The sequence below is a fragment of the Delftia sp. WSY_12 genome, assembly GCF_043104645.1.
In the GTDB taxonomy this organism is placed as follows: domain Bacteria; phylum Pseudomonadota; class Gammaproteobacteria; order Burkholderiales; family Burkholderiaceae_C; genus Comamonas; species Comamonas tsuruhatensis.
Window position 1 is genome coordinate 80,230 of the sequence record NZ_JBICKW010000061.1, and the last position, 18,375, is coordinate 98,604.

Sequence of the window (18,375 nt, forward strand, 5' to 3'; positions counted from 1 at the left end):
AGTCAATAGCTCTGCATGTATGGGTATTTTAGATTTATTTCTATTGACGGCACTCTGATGGAAGAAATATTGTCTGAATGGTCGTTCCAACAGAGGGGTTGCATCGCCAGGTCATTGAGTCTCCCGTGTTGCTCCCCTTCAAAACAACCACTCCTCCGCCAGGAACCGCAAGGCTGCGCATGATCGCCGTGATCACGCTGCCATTGACCTGTACTGACTGGACGCTGGAGCCTTTTATGGAGGTGGGTTGGGCCAAACCCACGTCTGTATTATTGGAGGGCCATGAATTTCGGCTGAGCCGGTATTCTGTTACCGATATTTTTGCGCCGGCCATCAGGTTGAGCGCCTCTGTCACCCTGGCGCGAGAGGCATAGTTCTGATAATTTGGCAGCGCAATGGCTGCCAGTACGCCAAAGATTGCCAAAACAATCATTAGCTCTATCAATGTGAAACCTTTGGCCATCTGCGCCCCCCAAAAAAAAAGCGCATCTCCACTTTGGGTGATGCGCTAGGAGTGTAACCAAGCCACCTCTACGGGTGACTGCTTATATATTCAGTTTAGCGGCATTCGCTTGGCAGGAACTTGGCGTTCACATCGGTGCCGGAAATGGCGTTCTTGCAGCTCCAAGTCACTCCGCCAGACGTTGCCGTACCCTTGAGGACCACCTTCTTGCTGCCCGATTCGATATTGGTCCGAACCACGGCAGTGATCTTGCTACCTGTCACAGTGACGCTAAGCACGCTACCGCCATTGATGGAGGTTGCGGGGGCCAAGCCTGCAGACGCATTGTTGCTAGGCCATGTGTTGTTTGTAGAATAGTACTCGGTCACCGAGGCCTTCGCGCCGCTCATCAGCGACAGGGCTTCCGAAACGCGGGCACGCTTCGTGTAATCCTGATAAGCCGGCAGCGCAACGGCTGCCAAAATGCCGATGATCGCCACAACGATCATCAATTCGATCAAGGTAAAACCTTGCTGGATGGAACGCTTCATGAACTTCTCCTCATAGGGGTTGATTGCATGCTCTACTGAGCAAGAGCCGTGCCAGTCGCTCCAGGGGGGCCAAGGTCCAAGTCTATGTATGGTTTGGTTGCAACTGACACGGTTGGACGCCATTCTCTGACAAATTGATCCACTTGTTGTGACGTTTTTGTCAGAGATCGTGCGCTTGCTACAGACGTCACGCGAAGCTTGGCGGCGGGGTCGAGCTGGTTCCTTACGCCACCAGGAACTGCATCTGCGTGCCTGCCAGCTCCACCGTGTCTCCGTGCTGCAGTGGCATGGGGCGGCGGCCGATTTCCTGGCCGTTGAGCTTGAGGCTGAGGGCGTCACCTTCCAGCTGGGCGAGCACGAAGCCGTGGTGCTTCTGGGTGATGGAGGCGACGGCCACGCCGGGCTTGCCCAGGGTAGTGACGACTTTGACCAGCGGGACTTCGCGGCCGGCGGCGTTGCCGTTGAGCATGCGGATGGCAGCCTGGCGTGTGGCCAGGCCGGCCATCGAAGGCGGCAGGGTGTGGTCGAAGCCTGAGGGGGTCTGGGTGCTGAACTGCGATGGCAGGTCTTCCGCCAAGGGGGCTGGGCGGGTTGCCTCCACTGCTGCGGCAATGGCCGCCAGTGCCGAGCGCGAGGAGGCGCTGACCTGCTGCTGCACGAAGCGGATCTTGTACTTGCCGATGTCCAGCAGGTCGCCGTGGTTCAGGGTCTGGCGCAGTATGGGCTGGCCGTTGACATAGGTGCCATTGGTGCTGCGCAGGTCTTCGATGATGACGGCACCGTCGACGATGCTGAGCACGGCATGCTCCCCGCTGACCGCGAGGTTGTCGATGACGATGTCGTTGTAGGGGCGGCGTCCCAGCGTGGTGCGCTCCTTGGTCAGCTGCACTTCCTTGATGACGGCGCCGTCGATGGAGATGACCAGGGTCGGCATGCTCAAAATTCCTTTGTTATGCCCGGCTTGCACTGCACTGGGTGATCCGGAGCTGGGGTCTATCCAACTATTATGTCTGCGGCCCGGGCACGCCGGAGTCCGTCATCGTATTTGATACAGGCTATGGCTTGTCTTTGACCGATTGTTGGGTGCGCAATCATTTTTGACAATTGGAACCTGGGGTTTCTGCGCACGCAAGCGCGTCCATCGGATGGGTTCTGCCGTCGATCCCTGCGCTCTGTCTGGGCTCAATCGATGGCAGCGCAGGCGGTAGAGGGCGGATTGGCCTGGAGTTCGATGAGCGCTGCGCTGATGTTGTCGTTTCCGCCTGCTTCATTGGCGGCCGTGAGCAGCGAGGTCAGCAGCACGGGCAGCGGGCTGGACTGCTTGAACAGTGCGGCAATGGCGTCGTCATCGAGCATGTCGGTTAGGCCGTCGGAGCACAGCAGGATGCGGTCGCCAGGCTGCAGCGGCCATTCATTGAAGTCGGGTGTGACGTCCTGGGTCACGCCCAGGGCCTGGGTGAGCAGGTGGCCCAGGCCGGATTGCCGGGCTTCGTGGTCCTGGATGCGGCCTGCATCGATTTCTTCCTGGAGCCAGGTGTGGTCCCGGGTCAGGCGCAGCAGTTGTCCATCGCGCCATCCATAGGCCCGCGAGTCGCCGAGGTGGGCCAGCATCAGCAGGCCGGGCAGCAAAGCGGCTGCGATGACGGTGGTGCCCATGCCGCGGCAGCCGGGTGTTTCCTGGGCGGCGGTGAGGATGGCGGCGTTGGCCAGGTTCAGGGCATTGGCAAGTGACTGCTGCAATTCCTGGCGGGCCTGCGGCGTGTTGGCCACAGGCGCCTCGGTGGTGGTGCTTTGCAGCGCCACGGATACCAGGCTGATGGCCATGGCGCTGGCGACTTCGCCGGCGTTGTAGCCGCCCATGCCATCGGCCAGCACGGCAATGGGCCAGGGCTGGGCGCTGGGATGGATGGTGACGGCGTCCTCGTTGTTGTCACGGCGCCGGCCCACATCGGTGCGTGCAACCATGGCGCAGTACTGGGCAGGAGCTTCCTGCCGGGTGGGTTGGTCCGGGATTTGGGGGGCGCTGGGCATGGTGGCAAAGGACGGATTCGGCGGTGGTGCCATCAGTCCCTGGTGTGCAGATGCAATGGTGAAGACCGGTGCACAGCGTAAATGAAAACAGTGCGCGCAAGTGCCCGGAATGCGCGGGCGCAACGGCTCGTCAGCTTGACGCCACATCAAGATGGGTCCTCACAAAGCAAAAACGCACTGCCGGGGCAGTGCGTTCGTGATGCGGCGAAGGTGCTGCCTGCGGCAGCGTCAGGCCTGGGCTGCGTGCTTTGCGCCGGAGCGCGCCTGCAGGAACTTGCCAATGCCCACGACCAGCACGGCGCCGGCTGCGGCCGCCACATAGTGCAGCCAGGGGTGGCTGATGGCGTAGCCGTGCAGCAGGCGGTCGTTGACGATGGTTTCTCCGCCGACCCAGCCGATCAGGGCGGCGCCCAGCGTGATGATGACGGGGAAGCGCTCCATGAGCTTGATCATCAGCGTGGAGCCGAAGATCACCAGCGGGATGCTGATGGCCAGGCCCAGGATCAGCAGGACCATGTTGCCCTGCGCAGTGGCGGCCACGGCGATCACGTTGTCCAGGCTCATCACCAGGTCGGCGATCAGGATGGTGCGGATGGCGACCATCATGCTGCCATGGCCCTTGGATTCGCCTTCATCATCTTCTTCGCCGGTCAGCAGCTGCAGGCCGATCCACAGCAGCAGGCAGCCGCCCACGATCTGCAGGAACGACAGCTCCAGTAGCTTGGCCGCGACCACGGTCAGGATGATCCGCAGCACCACGGCGGCGCCGGAGCCGAACATGACGGCTTTCTTTTGCTGTGCGGGAGGCAGCGAGCGTGCTGCGAGGGCGATGACGACGGCGTTGTCGCCAGACAGGATGATGTTGATCCAGACGATCTTCAACAGGCCGATCCAGAAATCGGCGCTTTGCAGGTATTCCATGGTTTCTCCGCTGTTATGAGTTGAAAAGCGCCAGGGCGGTAGCCTCTGGCGCTTTTTCTTTTTTGGAGTCGTCAGTGTAGGGCGGACTTGCCGCCTTACCGATTCGTAATTCTGCGTAATTTCTTCCTGGAGCGAACCCTGGATGTCACGCAGAACCGGTGCCGCTTAGATCAGGCCCTTGAGCAGGCGGCCCATTTCGGAGGGATTGCGGGTGATGACGAAACCGCACTCTTCCATGATGGCCAGCTTGGCGTCGGCCGTGTCGGCACCGCCGGAGATCAGCGCGCCGGCGTGGCCCATGCGCTTGCCGGGAGGGGCGGTGACACCCGCGATGAAGCCGACGATCGGCTTCTTCATGTTGTCCTTGCACCAGCGGGCAGCTTCGGCTTCGTCGGGACCGCCGATTTCGCCGATCATGATGACGGCGTCGGTGTCGGGATCGTCGTTGAAGGCCTTCATCACGTCGATGTGCTTGAGGCCGTTGATCGGGTCACCGCCGATGCCCACGGCCGACGACTGGCCAATGCCCAGTTCGGTCAGCTGTGCCACGGCTTCGTAGGTCAGTGTGCCGGAGCGGCTGACCACGCCGACGCGGCCCTTCTTGTGGATGTGGCCGGGCATGATGCCGATCTTGATCTCGTCGGGCGTGATCAGGCCGGGGCAGTTGGGGCCCAGCAGCAGGGTGCGCTTGCCGCCTGCAGCTTCCTTGGCGCGCATCTTGTTGCGCACTTCCAGCATGTCACGGACGGGGATGCCTTCGGTGATGCAGATGGCCAGGTCCAGGTCGGCTTCCACGGCTTCCCAGATCGCGGCGGCAGCGCCTGCGGGGGGAACGTAGATCACGGAGACCGTGGCGCCCGTGCCTTGTGCGGCTTCCTTGACGGAGGCGTAGATTGGCACGTCGAAGATCTTTTCGCCGGCCTTCTTGGGGTTCACACCGGCCACGAAGCAGTTCTTGCCGTTCGCGTACTCGATGCATTTTTCCGTGTGGAACTGGCCCGTCTTGCCCGTGATGCCTTGGGTGATGACCTTGGTGTCTTTATTGATGTAGATAGACATGGTGTGTTCTCCGGGCCTGCTTACTTGACGGCTTCGACGATCTTCGTGGCCGCTTCGGCCATGGTGTCGGCGCTGATGATGGGCAGGCCGGACTCGGCCAGCATCTTCTTGCCCAGTTCTTCGTTCGTGCCCTTCATGCGCACGACGAGGGGCACTTGCAGGTTCACGGCCTTGCAGGCAGTGATCACGCCGGTGGCGATGGTGTCGCACTTCATGATGCCGCCGAAGATGTTGACCAGAATGCCTTCGACCTTGGGGTTCTTCAGCATGATCTTGAAGGCTTCGGTGACCTTCTCGGGGGTGGCGCCGCCGCCCACGTCCAGGAAGTTGGCCGGCTCGCCGCCGAACAGCTTGATGGTGTCCATGGTGGCCATGGCCAGGCCGGCACCGTTGACCAGGCAGCCGATGTTGCCGTCCAGCGAGATGTAGGCCAGATCGAACTTGGAGGCTTCGACTTCGGCGGGATCTTCTTCGTCCAGGTCGCGCAGTGCCACGATTTCGGGCAGGCGGAACAGGGCGTTGGCGTCGAAGTTGAACTTGGCGTCCAGGGCAATGACATTGCCCTTGCTGTCACGGTTCAGGGGGTTGATCTCGACCAGCGAGGCATCCGTGTCCATGTAGCACTTGTAGAGCTTCTGGCAGATGTCGATGAACTGGGCAGTGGAGTCGGCAGGCATGCCGATGCCCTTGGCCAGCTCTTCGCCCTGGGCCTGGGTCAGACCGACCAGGGGATCGACGAAGATGGTGATGATCTTCTCGGGCGTGGAGTGGGCCACTTCCTCGATGTCCATGCCGCCTTCGCTGGAAGCGATGAAGGCCACCTTCTGCGTGGCGCGATCGGTCACGCACGACAGGTAGTATTCCTTCTGGATGTCGGCGCCGTCTTCGATGTACAGGCGGCGGACCTTCTGGCCTTCGGGGCCAGTCTGGTGCGTGACCAGCTGCATGCCCAGGATCTGGCCAGCCAGTGCCTTGACGTCGTCGATGCTCTTGGCAACCTTCACGCCGCCGCCCTTGCCGCGACCACCAGCGTGGATCTGGGCCTTCACGACCCACACGGGGCCGCCGAGCTTCTGGGCGGCCTCGACGGCCTCTTGCACTGTGAACGCAGGGATACCGCGAGGTACAGGCACACCAAACTGACGCAAGATGTCCTTGCCTTGGTATTCATGAATCTTCATGATGTCTCTCTCAAACAAATAGGGGGGGATTGACCCGGTAGCCCTGGGGTGCTGCCTCAAGGCGGAGTGACCTGGCAATCGCCGAATGTACCATGCTGCACTGCGCCATCCGACACGCCCCCATGCGCAGAATCCACAATTTCCTGCGGGCCAAGCAGCATGCCAGGAACTGTGCAATGCATTGATATGTCAGGGAAAAGACGGTTTCCCGACATTTCCTCCAGACGCCACAGCTCTTTTGTCTTATAGAGGATCTGCAGGCGGCCCTGCCCGCCGTTTGTAACAGGCGCATGTCAGCGGCCCTGGATCGCCGCTGCCAACCGTTTTGCGACAACGGGCGCAGGGGGACCCGGTTTCGGTGAGAATCCGCAGCTGGAACGCGGCAATGGTGCCGCAGCGGCTCCAGGAGGGCCGCGCAGCAGGAGAAATACAGCGATGGCAAAAGTCTTTATCGATGGCGAAGCAGGCACGACAGGGCTGCAGATCCGTGAGCGTCTGGTCGATCTGTCCGGCGTGGAGCTGGTCAGCATTGCGCCCGAGCTGCGAAAGGATCCTGCTGCCAAGCGTGCGCTGATCGCCGGCGTGGACCTGGTCATCCTGTGCCTGCATGACGACGCTGCGCGCGAAACCGTGGCCATGGTCGACGCCATCGAGGCCGAGACCGGCCGCGCCATCAAGATCATCGATGCCTCCACCGCCCACCGCGTGGCGCCGGGCTGGGTCTACGGCTTTCCCGAGCTGCGCAAGGGCCAGCTGGACGCCGTCAAGGCTGCCACGCGCGTGGCCAACCCCGGCTGCTATGCCACGGGCGCCATCGCACTGCTGCACCCGCTGGTGGCGGCAGGCCTCATTCCAGCCGACTACGCGCTGAGCCTGCCCTCGGTGTCCGGCTACTCGGGCGGCGGCCGCAGCATGATCGAAGCCTACGAGGCCGGCACGGCCGCGCCTTACGAGGCCTATGCGCTGGGCCTGTCGCACAAGCACATTCCCGAAATCCTGCACTACACGGGCATGACGCGCCGCCCGGTCTTCATTCCTGCCGTGGGCAATTTCCGCCAGGGCATGCTGGTGCAGCTGCCCCTGCATCTGGACCTGCTGCCGGGCGCGCCCAAGGCCGCCGATCTGCACGATGCGCTGGCCGCCCACTACGCGGCGACCAACACGCCCGAGCAATGGGTGTCGGTGCTGCCGCCCACCGAAGACATGAAGCTGGCTGCCGATACGCTGACCGACACGAACAAGCTGGAGCTGCGTGTGTTCGCCAATGAGCAGTACCGCCAGGCCGTGCTGATCGCCCGTCTGGACAACCTGGGCAAGGGCGCCAGCGGCGCCGCCGTGCAGAACCTGCAGATCATGCTGGGTCTGTGAGGCCCCCCGCGCCCCCGTCCTTGCCGGGCCGGCGCGGTCCGGTCTGGGGCCATGTACTGGCCCTGGCCGTGCTGTGTCTGCTGATCGTTGTGTTCGCCTGGAAGCTGCGGCCGGCATTGCCTTCCTCATCGCGCCTGCTGCTGAGTCCGCTGCTGGGCAATATGGAAGCCTGCCTGGTGCAGGACGGGCTGCGCGAGGATTTTCCCAAGGAATTCCAGCAGGTGCCTGCCAGTTGCCTGGGCCCTCAGGGCTCGGCCGCGGAAATGGTGAAAGCCACGCTGCAGCGCTTGGGCCGTCCGCAGGGCGAGGGGCTGGAGCTGGGCTATACGCTCAGCGTGCCTCTGCTGCGCTATGTGCAGTGGAACGGCCGGGCCTGGGAAGTCCGGGGCGAGGCGCTGGACCGCGTGGTGCGCACGGTGGCGCAGGCGCAGCGGCCCGTGGTGCTCTACCTGTTTGCCACGCATTTCGAGGTCCACTCCCAGGCCGAGGAGCGCCTGGCCGCCGATCCCGCCAATCTGGCCTGGACGCCCAAGGGGCCGCTGCCGCTGGACACCTATCTGGGCGCGCGCATCTTCCCGTGGTCGGTTGCGCGGCAGGACAATGAAATCACGCGCGTGCGCAAGCTGGTGGTCGATGCCCTGGCCGAGCGCATGTGCGCTGCGGGCGATGCCGCCATGCATCCGCTGCGTGCGCTCACCGTGCTGGGCGAGACGCACCAGCTGTTCCCGGGTTTCGAGGCCGGCATGGGGTTCGCGGCCGAAGGCTATGCGGTCACCGACTACAGCCCTGCATCCGTGGCGGGCTTCCATGCATTCCTGCGCCAGCGCTATGGCGACATTGCGCGGCTCAATGCCCATCTGAAGTCGGAGTTCGCCAGCTTCGATGCGGTGGAGCCTCCGTCGCGCAATATCCGCAGCGAGCCGCTGCAGAACTTCTTCCAGCACATCGACAGCTATGCGGCTGGCACGGTCCCGGTGTCCGGCTGGGTCCACTCGCCCGACGCGAAGCTGCAAAAGCAACTGGCCGTGGCCGTCTTCGTGGACGGGCGCCCCTACTCGCACGCCCCCGTGCACATGCACCGCCAGGATGTGGCCCAGGCCAAGCCTGATTTCCTCACGCCCGATGTGGGCTGGCGTGCCGACATCCGCTATCCGGCGCTGGGCGAGGGCCTGCACCGCATCGACGTGGTGCTGCAGGCCGGCGGGCGCAGCCTGGGCCTGCTGGCCACGCGCCAGATCGCCGTGATGGACCGCCACCAGGGCGAGCCCAGGCCCCATGCCGCCGAGGCCTTGCCTGACTTCGGCAAGCTGCCCGATGGTGTGGAGTTCTGGGTGGACAGCCCGCAGGACCGGCTGGCGCTGTTCTACAACCCGCTGGTGACGGACTGGAACGATTTTCGCGAGCAGCAGGTGGCCGACTACATCCAGGGCTTTTCCGAGCACATCGGGCACGGCTGCCTGGGCCGGGTGCCTCGCTTTGCTCACCAGCTCAACCCCCATGCGAATCCGAGCTGGGACGCCAGCCGCTACGCCGTGGAGCGCAGCCTGCAGCGCATGCCGGGGCTGTCCCTGGGTGTCAGCCTGTATGGCGAAGACACCTACGGCCCGCTGGTCGGCCAGATGCTGCGCCGCTATGGCCACACGGCCTATGGCGTGACGGAGTTCCATCCGCTGGTGGCACTGTCGCCGCAGCGGCTGGAGAAAGTGCTGACCATGCACCGCCGCCAGGGCGCGCGCTTCCTGTCCTTCTTCATGGAGGCGCGTCCCGAGGACGCGACCGGCACGCAGTCCAGCAACGAGTTCTCCTTCGATGCGGACAACCGCGCGCACGGCTCGGACGCGCTTTACCGCTCGCTGCGCCAGGTGCTGCAGCCGCACTGACCTGCCGCGCGCTGCCTTTTCCATGTCTTCAGCGCACAGCAGTTCCCCTGCAGCCGCAGGCCGGGCCACCGCCATCGGCCTGCTGGCCGTGGTGTGCTGGAGCTGCACCGTGGGCCTGATGCGCTCGGTGGCCGAGCCGCTGGGCGCCGTGGGCGGCGCTGCCATGCTCTATACGGTCAGCGCCTTGTGCGTGGCCGCCGTGCGCGGCCTGCCCAGGCCTTCGCAATGGCGAACCATGCACCCGGCCTATTTCTGGGGCTGCGGGCTGCTGTTTGCGGTCTATGAAATCTGTCTGTCGCTGGCGATCGGTCTGGCGCAGGACCGCGCCCAGGCGCTGGAGCTGGGGCTGATCAATTACCTGTGGCCCAGCCTGACCATCGTCTTGGCCGTGCTGCTGCGCCAGCAGCATGCGCGCTGGTGGCTGTGGCCCGGCGTGCTGCTGTGCCTGTGGGGGCTGACGCGCGTGCTGGGCGGCGAGTCCCTGCAGATGCATGACATGGCAGACCACATACTGGCCAATCCGCTGGCCTATGGACTCGCCTTTGGCGCGGCCCTGCTGTGGCCCTGCTATTCGCTGGCTGCTCGGCGCTGGGGTGGGGGGCACAATGCCGTGGGGTTGTTCCTGATCTGGACTGCGCTGGCGCTGTGGATCAAGTGGTTGTGGCTGGGTGGCGAAGGCGGCATGCACTGGTCAGGCACCGCGGTGCTGCAGCTGCTGGCCGTGGGCGGGCTCACGGCCATGGGCTACAGCTGCTGGGAGCACGGCATACAGCACGGGCATCTGGCCGTGATGGCGGCGGCCTCGTACTTCACGCCCGTGTTCTCTGCCTTGCTGGCCAGTGCCTGGCTGCAGGTGCAGCCGGGCTGGGGCTTCTGGCAGGGCGTGGCGCTGGTGACCGTGGGGTCGCTGGTGTGCTGGGGCGCAACCCGGCGCGTGGATTAGTTGCCTTCGTCTGCAGCTCCGTCATCCCAGTCTTCGCTGCGCCCGCGCAACACCTTGCTCGCTATTTCTCCGCCAAAGCCGCGCGCGGCCAGAAAGCGCATCTGCTTGAGGCGTTCCTGTGGGGTGGCCGGCGGTGTGCCGAAGCGCTGGCGCCATACGGCATGGGCGCGCTGCAGTTCGGTGGCGCGCAATTGTTCTGCGGCGGCGCGCACCAAGCCATCGTCCAGCCCCTTGCTGCGCAGCTCCTGCACCACGCGCGATGTGCCAAAGCGCGCGGCCTTGCGATGCAGCACGGACTCGGCCACGCGCTCGGCGCTGATGAAGCCGCGCTGCTCCAGCGCGTCGAGCATGGCGCCCAGGTCCTCGCCTTCCTCCACATGGGGGGCGAGCTTGCGTTCCAGCTCCAGCCGTGAATGTTCGCGCTGGCCCAGCAGCTTGAGCGCCCGGCCCTTGAGCGACAGCTTGGCGAATCCCATGCGGCAATGTCTCCTGAATCATCCCGAATAAAAAAGGCCCCCACGCTCCCCTTGCTGCGCAAGGTCCGCTGCCCCCCAAGGGGGCCGCTTTTTTGCCTTGGGGCGTCCCGGCGATAAAAAAGGCGCAGACATGAGCCTGCGCCAAGATGGCAAACACAGTGTGTGCAGGCGCGGCGGCGCCTGCAGTGAGGGGTCAGGCCGCTCAGGCTTCGATCACGCCGTCCTTGTCGGCCTTGGCCTTGGCGCCCTTGGCGGCCTTGGCTTCGGGGGCATCGCCACCGGCCGTAGGCAGCAGGGCGATGCCCAGGCTGTCGCGCACCTTGTTCTCGATCTCCACGGCCAGGCCGCTGTTCTCGCGCAGGAATTCGCGGGCGTTGTCGCGACCCTGGCCGATCTTCTCGCCGTTGTAGGCGTACCAGGCCCCCGACTTGTCGAGGATCTTGGCGTTGACGCCCATGTCCAGGATTTCACCTTCGCGCGAGATGCCTTCGCCGAAGAGGATGTCGAACTCGGCGGTCTTGAACGGGGGCGAGACCTTGTTCTTGACGACCTTGACCTTGGTTTCGTTGCCGATGGCTTCGTCGCCCTTCTTGATGGTGCCGGTGCGGCGGATGTCCAGGCGGACCGAGGCGTAGAACTTCAGCGCATTGCCGCCCGTGGTGGTTTCGGGGCTGCCGAACATCACGCCGATCTTCATGCGGATCTGGTTGATGAAGATGACCATGCAATTGGTCTTCTTGATGGTGGAGGTCAGCTTGCGCAGCGCCTGGCTCATCAGGCGGGCCTGCAGGCCGGGCAGCTGGTCGCCCATCTCGCCTTCGATTTCGGCGCGCGGTGTTAGTGCGGCCACCGAGTCCACGACGATCATGTCCACGGCGCCCGAGCGCACCAGGCTGTCCACGATTTCCAGGGCCTGCTCGCCGGTGTCGGGCTGGCTGATCAGCACTTCGTTGAGGTTCACGCCCAGCTTCTGGGCATAGCTGGTGTCCAGCGCGTGTTCTGCGTCGATGAAGGCGCAGGTGCCGCCCTGCTTTTGCATTTCGGCGATGACCTGCAGCGTCAGCGTGGTCTTGCCCGAGGATTCAGGGCCGTAGATCTCGATCACGCGGCCACGGGGCAGGCCGCCCACACCCAGGGCGATGTCCAGGCCCAGCGAGCCGGTGGAGACGACCTGGATGTCCTGGATGGCTTCGCCTTCACCCAGGCGCATGATCGTGCCCTTGCCGAACTGCTTTTCGATCTGGGCGAGTGCGGCCTGCAGGGCCTTGGCTTTTTCACTGTTGGCGGTGGTGACGGCGGTGTTCATGCGGACTCCTGGGTTGGGTATGGATTCAGCTCTGTATTTGCATTCAGGCTGGATGCTTGAACAGTAGTTTATGGGCTTGCTGTCTTGATTTGTTGGTGTTTTTAGTCAGTTTTCCTGACTTGTTGGATTTGCCTCCACAATGCATCCATGAGTGAGCTTTCCCCCGTCACGCCGCCCGCCGACGCCTGGCGCCAGACCCACCTGGGCCGCCTGCTCGGCCATGCCATGCGGCGGTTCGACGCGCGTGTGCTGCAGCTCATGGCGCGCGATGTGGAGGTGCCGCTGGCACTGTCCAACCTCGCTGCGCGCGACAAGGTGGGGGCGGCCCATATCCACATCACGCGGCATCTGTCGCTGGCTGGCGACCGGCTGACGGACCTGGCAGAGCGCGCAGGCATGACCAAGCAGTCCATGGGCGACCTGGTGGCCCAGTGCGAGGCCTGGGGCCTGGTCACGCGCGAGAGCGACGAGCGCGATGCGCGCGCGCGCCGCATCCGCTTCACGCCAGCGGGCTTGGCCTGGCTGCAGGCTTTCCATGACGCCGTCTCCCAGGCCGAGGCCGAATTCCGCGAGGAAGTCGGCGACGACATCGCCACCGTGGTGGCGCTGGGGCTGGAGGCCTACGCGGGCGGCGGCTCACTCGGGTAAGGTCCCTGCCCGCACTGCGGGGCACATCCTAGAATCCTGGGAATTAAAGGCGCGCATTTCCAACTCCCAGAGCGCGCCTGCATTACAGGAGACATCCCCCATGCGCATTCTGATTGCCGAAGACGACCAGGTCCTGGCCGATGGCCTGCTGCGCAGCCTGCGCGGCTCGGGCGCCGTGGTCAGCCATGTGGCCAATGGCAGCGAGGCCGACACCGCGCTGATGACCAGCAGCGAATTCGATTTGCTGATCCTGGACCTGGGCCTGCCCAAGATGCACGGTCTCGAAGTGCTCAAGAAGCTGCGCGGCCGCGGCGATGCGCTGCCGGTGCTCATCCTCACGGCGGCCGACAGCGTGGAGGAGCGCGTGCAGGGGCTGGACTATGGTGCCGACGACTACATGGCCAAGCCGTTTGCGCTGTCCGAGCTGGAGGCGCGCGTGCGCGCCCTCACGCGGCGCGGCATGGGCGGCGCCAGCAGCACCATCAAGCACGGCCCGCTGGTCTACGACCAGGCCGGCCGCGTGGCCACCATCGACGGCAAGATGGTCGAGCTGTCGGCGCGCGAGCTGGGCCTGCTGGAAGTGCTGCTGCAGCGGGCCGGCCGGCTGGTCAGCAAGGACCAGTTGGTCGAGCGCCTGTGCGAGTGGGGCGACGAAGTCAGCAACAACGCCATCGAGGTCTACATCCACCGGCTGCGCAAGAAGATAGAGCGCGGCCCCATCCGCATCGCCACCGTGCGCGGCCTGGGCTACTGCCTTGAGAAGATCGCGTCCTGAGGCCGCTGCCGTGGCTGTCAGGCCCGGGTTGGCTTGCCTGCGCATAGTGGTGGTTGCCGCGGGGCCGTGAACCCGCCGTAAGGGGCTGCCCGCCGATGAAAATCTTCCAGCGTGAACAGCGCTCCCTGTTCGGCGAGATCCTTGACTGGATGCTCACGCCGCTGCTGCTGCTGTGGCCCGTGAGCCTGGCGCTGACCTGGCTGGTGGCCCAGGGCCTGGCCAACAAGCCCTTCGACCGCGCGCTGGAATACAACGCCCAGGCGCTGGCCCAACTGGTGATGGTGCAGCACGGCAAGGTGCTGTTCAACCTGCCGCAGTCGGCCAGCGAGATCCTGCGTGCCGACGAGTCGGACACCGTGTATTTCCAGGTGCTGGGCGTGAAGGGCGAATACCTGGCCGGCGAGCGCGACCTGCCGCCGCCGTCCGAGCCCGACGAGGCTCTGACTGGCGCGGCGCCTCCAGGCTTGCCGTCCGGCGGCACCGTGCAGCTGCGCGATGCGGAATTTCGCGGCATCGATTTGCGCGTGGCCCATGTCTGGGTGCGCATGCCCCTGCCGGGCGAACCGCAGGCCCTGGTTCAGGTGGCCGAGACGCGCGAAAAGCGCAGCGTGCTGGCCACGGAAATCATCAAGGGCGTGATGCTGCCGCAGTTCGTCATCCTGCCGCTGGCCGCGCTGCTGGTGTGGCTGGCGCTGGCGCGCGGCATCAAGCCGCTGCACCGGCTGGAGGAGCGCATCCGCGCGCGCCGGCCCGAGGACCTTTCGCCCATCAACCACAAGGACGTGCCGCTGGAAGTCGTGCCGCTGGTGGATTCGGTCAATGACCTGCTGGGCCGCCTGGGCGACTCGCTGGCCACGCAAAAGCGCTTCCTGGCCGACGCGGCCCACCAGCTCAAGACGCCGCTGGCCGGGCTGCGCATGCAGGCCGAACTGGCCCAGCGCGAAGGCGTGAGTACGGGCGAGCTGCGTCAGTCCCTGGCCCAGATCGCGCGCTCCAGCATCCGTGCCACGCACACCGTCAACCAGTTGCTGGCGCTGGCGCGTGCCGAGAGCGCGGGCCTGGGGCGGGGCCTGGCCATGCAGCCGTGCAACCTGGTGCGCATCGTCACCGACGTGGTGCGCGACTGCCTGCCGCGCGCCATGGACAAGCATGTGGACCTGGGCTATGACGGCGCCGAGTCCTCGGCCGCCGGCGTCTGGCTGCAGGGCAATGCCACGCTGCTGACCGAGCTGGTGCGCAACCTCGTGGACAACGCCATCAACTACACGCCTTCCACCAGCAGCCGGCCGGGCATGGTCACCGTGCGTGTGCTGGCCGATCCTTTTGGTCAGGTCCTGCTGCTGCAGGTGGAGGATTCGGGGCCGGGCGTGCCCGAGGCCGAACGCGAGCTGGTGTTCCAGCCGTTCTACCGCGTGCTGGGCTCGGAGGCCGATGGCTCGGGCCTGGGCCTGCCCATCGTGCTGGAGATTGCGCGCCAGCATGGCGGGCAGGTGGTGCTGGAGGATGCGCATCCGGGCCAGCAGCCACCGGGCGCACGCTTCAGCGTGCGCTTCACGGCACTGCGCTCGCCGCCGCCGCCTAAGCCTGCGGCATAGGTGGCGCCTGACCGGCTGCCGCAGGGGCATCGGGGGCTACAGGGGCCATCGCCACCCGTCCCGGTGTCTGCGCCGCATGGTCCACCAACCAGTTGCGGAAGATGCCCAGCGTGCCATGGTTGGCACGGTCGGCCGGATAGCACAGCCAGTAGCCCAGGGCGCTCTGGTAGCCGTGCTGGGGCAGGGGCTCGTTCACCAGGCCGGCGGCAAGCTCGTCAAGCACCAGGCAGCGTGGCACCAGGGCGATGCCCATGCCCGCCATCACGGCGCGGATGATGGTCTGGAACTGGTCGAACTGCGGGCCCGCCAGCGGGCTTATGCCGTGGATGCCGTGGGCCTCGCTCCAGCGCGCCCAGGCGTCGGCAATGGTCACGTGGCGCAGCCGGGTGCAGCGCGCCACGTCCTGTGGGGTGGTGATGCGTGCCTCGGGGCCCGCGCCGCGCGGCGGTGCGATCAGCGCCACCTGGCGGCCCACCAGATAGTGGGCATGCGCGCCATTCCAGTGCCCGTCGCCAAACAAAATTGCGCAGTCCAGCCCCGGACTGTCAAATTGGTAGCTGTGTACGTAGGGTACAAAGTGCAGCGTGATCTGTGGATAGCGCTGCTGAAACTGGGGCAGCCTGGGGATCAGCCACTTGGCCGCGAAAGTCGGCAGCGATGACAGGTGCAGCGCGCCTCGGCTGTCATCGCTGGTGATGAGTTCGAGGGTGGCCGCCTCCAGCTGGCCCAGCAGGGCGCGCACGGCGCGCTCGTAGCGTTCGCCCGCAGGCGTCAGGCTCAAGCGCTTGCGCTCGCGTTCGAACAGCGGCACGCCCACCCACTTCTCCAGCTCCTGGATCTGCTTGCTGACTGCGCTTTGCGTCAAGTGCAAGGCTTCGGCCGCGCGCGAGACACCTCCGAAGCGCACCACGGTGGAGAAGGCGCGCAGCAGATGTATGGGCGGGTTGAGGCGGCGCAAACTCATGACAGGGATATGATGAAACTATTCCTGTTCGGAATATTAACAGGCACAGTATTTGCTTTTTTTGTGAGCAGATTTCTTTTAATCTGACCTTGTTTGTAAGAAAGATCCTATGCAACGACGCCATTTCCTTGCTTCCATCGCCGCTTCTTCTGTCGTTCCTGGAATGTCCTTCGCCCAGGAAACCACCCGTCCCCTGCGCATCGTCGTTCCGTTCCCTGCTGGTGGCTCCACCGACATGGTCCCGCGCAACATGCAGGACGTGCTGCCCAAGTTGCTGGGCGGCCAGGCGGTGGTGATCGAGAACAAGGCCGGCGCCGGCGGCTCCATCGGCATGGCCGAAGTGGCACGTGCCACCGACGGCGTGACCTTCGGCATTGCCACGCTGTCCACCCATGGCGTGAACCCCGCCGTGTTCAAGAAGCTGCCCTATGACGCCATCAACGACTTTGTCGGCGTGACCGAGATCGTCAAGGCGCCCGGCGTGATCGTGATCAACCCCAAGCTGGTGCCTGCCAACAACTTTGCCGAGTTCGTGAAGTACCTGAAGGCCAACCCCGGCAAGGTCAGCTTCGCCACGCCCGGCAACGGCACCATCGGCCACATGTGGGGCGCCCAGTTCATGAAGAGCACGGGCACCGAGATGCAGCACATTCCCTACCGTGGTGCAGGCCCGGCCATCAACGACGTGCTCGGCGGCCAGGTGCCCGTGTATTTCGACCAGGTCGCGTCCTCGCTGCCCCACATCAAGGGCGGCAAGGTCAAGGCCCTGGCCGTGTCCTGGCATGAGCGCCTGGACGTGCTGCCCGATGTGCAGACCTATGCCGAAGCCGGCCACGCCGACCTGAACGATCCTTCCTGGTTCGGCCTCGTGGCCCCCAAGAGCACGCCGCCCGAGCAGATCGCCCGCGTGCAAAAGGCCATCGCGGCCGCGCTCAAGGACCCGGCCGTGCAAAAGCGCATGGCTGCCCAGGGCCTGTACATCTCCGGCACCAGCAGCGATGCTTTCACCAAGCAGATCGCCAGCGAAGTGGCCAAGATGAAGAAGATTGCCGCCACGGCCCAGATCCAGCTGGATTAAAGGCTCCCCCTGAGGCGCTTCGCGCCTTCCCCCTCTCTCGCTTCGCGGGAGGGGGACGACGCCCTCGCTGCGGGGCGGCCCTTGCTCGGCGTCCCTGGCCTGGGACGCGCCAGTTTCATGGCGGGCTGGCCGCAGCGCAGCGGTGCAATGCGTAACCGAGATAGACCACTTCCTCATGCATCCCGTCCTGCGACTGATCAGTCAGAACTTCCTGCAATCCCTGCCCGGTGCGGCAGGCTCCGGCGCGGCCGATGCCGCGCAGCCCATGGTGACCAGCGTGGCCGGCACCAGCGCCGTGGTGCTGGACTCGCCGCACAGCGGCACGGTCTACCCGCAGGACTTCGGCTCCTGCCTGCCGCTGGCCACGCTGCGCCAGGCCGAGGACACGCATGTGGAGAAGATCTATGCCTTTGCGCCAGGCATGGGCGTGGGCTGGGTGGAGGCGCATTTCCCGCGCATCTACCTGGATGCCAACCGCGACACCACCGAGATCGACACCACCATGATCGAAGGCGACTGGCCGCTGCCCGTCACCACCGACCAGGTCGTGCTGCAGAAGGTGCGCCTGGGCAAGGGCCTGATCTGGAAGTTCACCGACGAGGGCGTGCCCATCTACGACCGCCAGTTGCCGGCCTCCGAGCTGCTGCAGCGCATCGAGCGCTGCTGGAAGCCCTACCACGCCGCCGTGGAGCGCGCCATTGACGCGGCCCATGCACGCCATGGCTACAGCATCCACATCAACTGCCATTCCATGCCTTCCGTCGCCGCCAGCCATGCCACGCTGCACCCGGGCCTGGTGCATGCCGACTTCGTCATCGGCGACCGCGACGGCAGCACGGCCAGCCCCGCGCTGTCCGAGCGCATCTGCGCCTTCCTGCGCGAGCGCGGCTACAGCGTGGACTACAACCATCCCTACAAGGGCGTGGAGCTGGTGCGCCGCTACGGCAAGCCTGCCGAGCACCGCCACAGCATCCAGATCGAGATCAACCGCAAGCTCTACATGAACGAGCAGACCCTGGAACTGGACCAGGCCGGCTACCTGCGCCTGACCACCGATCTGAAGGTCTTGGTCGAGCAGCTCATGGCCACCGACCCGCGCGCGCTCTGACCCGCGGCGGCTGAAATGAAAAAGGCCCGCGATCCTGTGATCGCGGGCC

The 18,375-nt window shown here is 65.0% G+C and carries 18 protein-coding genes; 8 read left to right on the plus strand and 10 right to left on the minus strand.

Translation table 11 applies throughout. From position 1 onward, the window contains the following. Positions 1–40: 40 nt before the first annotated feature. From ACF8LI_RS26860 to sucC, 7 genes are all read right to left on the minus strand, one after another. Entirely contained in the window at positions 41–463 is a 423-nt protein-coding gene (locus tag ACF8LI_RS26860; RefSeq protein ID WP_338498916.1) for a pilin, read from the minus strand. A gap of 95 nt (positions 464–558) precedes the next feature. Further along, a complete protein-coding gene (locus ACF8LI_RS26865; RefSeq protein WP_338498913.1) occupies positions 559–993 on the minus strand; it encodes a pilin in 435 nt (144 codons plus the stop codon). Between the two features lie 223 nt (positions 994–1,216). Continuing rightward, the gene (locus tag ACF8LI_RS26870; protein WP_017405118.1) at positions 1,217–1,927 is read right to left on the minus strand and encodes an FHA domain-containing protein; all 711 of its coding nucleotides are present in this window, start codon (positions 1,925–1,927) and stop codon (positions 1,217–1,219) included. 248 nt (positions 1,928–2,175) lie between these two features. After that, a complete protein-coding gene (locus ACF8LI_RS26875) occupies positions 2,176–2,958 on the minus strand; it encodes a PP2C family serine/threonine-protein phosphatase (RefSeq protein ID WP_017405117.1) in 783 nt (260 codons plus the stop codon). A 294-nt stretch (positions 2,959–3,252) separates the two neighbouring features. Continuing rightward, positions 3,253–3,945: a TerC family protein gene (locus tag ACF8LI_RS26880; protein ID WP_016449393.1), complete on the minus strand. Its 693-nt coding sequence runs from the start codon at positions 3,943–3,945 to the stop codon at positions 3,253–3,255. Positions 3,946–4,110: 165 nt separating this feature from the next. After that, positions 4,111–5,004 carry a succinate--CoA ligase subunit alpha gene (gene sucD / locus ACF8LI_RS26885; protein WP_016449394.1) on the minus strand — a complete coding sequence of 298 codons (894 nt, stop codon included), beginning with the start codon at positions 5,002–5,004 and terminating at the stop codon, positions 4,111–4,113. Positions 5,005–5,024: 20 nt separating this feature from the next. After that, positions 5,025–6,185, minus strand: a complete 1,161-nt coding sequence (sucC, locus tag ACF8LI_RS26890; RefSeq protein ID WP_016449395.1) for an ADP-forming succinate--CoA ligase subunit beta — start codon at positions 6,183–6,185, stop codon at positions 5,025–5,027. Positions 6,186–6,620: 435 nt separating this feature from the next. Here sucC and argC point away from each other — a divergent pair, with 435 nt between their 5' ends. Genes argC through yddG form a run of 3 tightly spaced genes read left to right on the plus strand, consistent with a single transcriptional unit; the run spans position 6,621 to position 10,376 of the window. After that, positions 6,621–7,553 carry an N-acetyl-gamma-glutamyl-phosphate reductase gene (gene argC, locus ACF8LI_RS26895; RefSeq protein WP_017405114.1) on the plus strand — a complete coding sequence of 311 codons (933 nt, stop codon included), beginning with the start codon at positions 6,621–6,623 and terminating at the stop codon, positions 7,551–7,553. A 20-nt stretch (positions 7,554–7,573) separates the two neighbouring features. Then, positions 7,574–9,433 carry a hypothetical protein gene (locus ACF8LI_RS26900; protein WP_151019365.1) on the plus strand — a complete coding sequence of 620 codons (1,860 nt, stop codon included), beginning with the start codon at positions 7,574–7,576 and terminating at the stop codon, positions 9,431–9,433. A gap of 22 nt (positions 9,434–9,455) precedes the next feature. Then, entirely contained in the window at positions 9,456–10,376 is a 921-nt protein-coding gene (gene yddG / locus ACF8LI_RS26905) for an aromatic amino acid DMT transporter YddG (RefSeq protein ID WP_151019364.1), read from the plus strand. Here the strand turns inward: yddG and recX are convergent. After that, positions 10,373–10,852: a recombination regulator RecX gene (recX, locus tag ACF8LI_RS26910; RefSeq protein ID WP_016449399.1), complete on the minus strand. Its 480-nt coding sequence runs from the start codon at positions 10,850–10,852 to the stop codon at positions 10,373–10,375. The two genes, yddG and recX, sit on opposite strands and share 4 nt — an antisense overlap. Positions 10,853–11,054: 202 nt before the next feature. After that, a complete protein-coding gene (recA, locus tag ACF8LI_RS26915) occupies positions 11,055–12,158 on the minus strand; it encodes a recombinase RecA (protein ID WP_016449400.1) in 1,104 nt (367 codons plus the stop codon). Positions 12,159–12,305: 147 nt separating this feature from the next. On the opposite strand from recA, the gene ACF8LI_RS26920 reads away from it, so the two are divergent. The 3 genes from ACF8LI_RS26920 (at position 12,306) to ACF8LI_RS26930 (ending at position 15,176) form a co-directional block, all read left to right on the plus strand. Beyond that, the gene (locus ACF8LI_RS26920) at positions 12,306–12,806 is read left to right on the plus strand and encodes a MarR family winged helix-turn-helix transcriptional regulator (RefSeq protein ID WP_016449401.1); all 501 of its coding nucleotides are present in this window, start codon (positions 12,306–12,308) and stop codon (positions 12,804–12,806) included. A 100-nt stretch (positions 12,807–12,906) separates the two neighbouring features. Then, positions 12,907–13,581, plus strand: coding sequence for a response regulator transcription factor (locus ACF8LI_RS26925; protein WP_012202808.1), 675 nt, complete (start codon positions 12,907–12,909; stop codon positions 13,579–13,581). Between the two features lie 95 nt (positions 13,582–13,676). Then, on the plus strand, positions 13,677–15,176 hold the full coding sequence (locus tag ACF8LI_RS26930; protein WP_392414574.1) for a sensor histidine kinase: 1,500 nt from the start codon (positions 13,677–13,679) through the stop codon (positions 15,174–15,176). Here the strand turns inward: ACF8LI_RS26930 and ACF8LI_RS26935 are convergent. Next, the gene (locus tag ACF8LI_RS26935) at positions 15,160–16,140 is read right to left on the minus strand and encodes a LysR substrate-binding domain-containing protein (protein WP_392414575.1); all 981 of its coding nucleotides are present in this window, start codon (positions 16,138–16,140) and stop codon (positions 15,160–15,162) included. The two genes, ACF8LI_RS26930 and ACF8LI_RS26935, sit on opposite strands and share 17 nt — an antisense overlap. 109 nt (positions 16,141–16,249) lie before the next feature. Here ACF8LI_RS26935 and ACF8LI_RS26940 point away from each other — a divergent pair, with 109 nt between their 5' ends. Beyond that, positions 16,250–17,218 carry a tripartite tricarboxylate transporter substrate binding protein gene (locus ACF8LI_RS26940; protein WP_026062916.1) on the plus strand — a complete coding sequence of 323 codons (969 nt, stop codon included), beginning with the start codon at positions 16,250–16,252 and terminating at the stop codon, positions 17,216–17,218. Positions 17,219–17,393: 175 nt separating this feature from the next. Then, on the plus strand, positions 17,394–18,326 hold the full coding sequence (locus tag ACF8LI_RS26945) for an N-formylglutamate amidohydrolase (RefSeq protein ID WP_047218928.1): 933 nt from the start codon (positions 17,394–17,396) through the stop codon (positions 18,324–18,326). Positions 18,327–18,375: the final 49 nt, after the last annotated feature.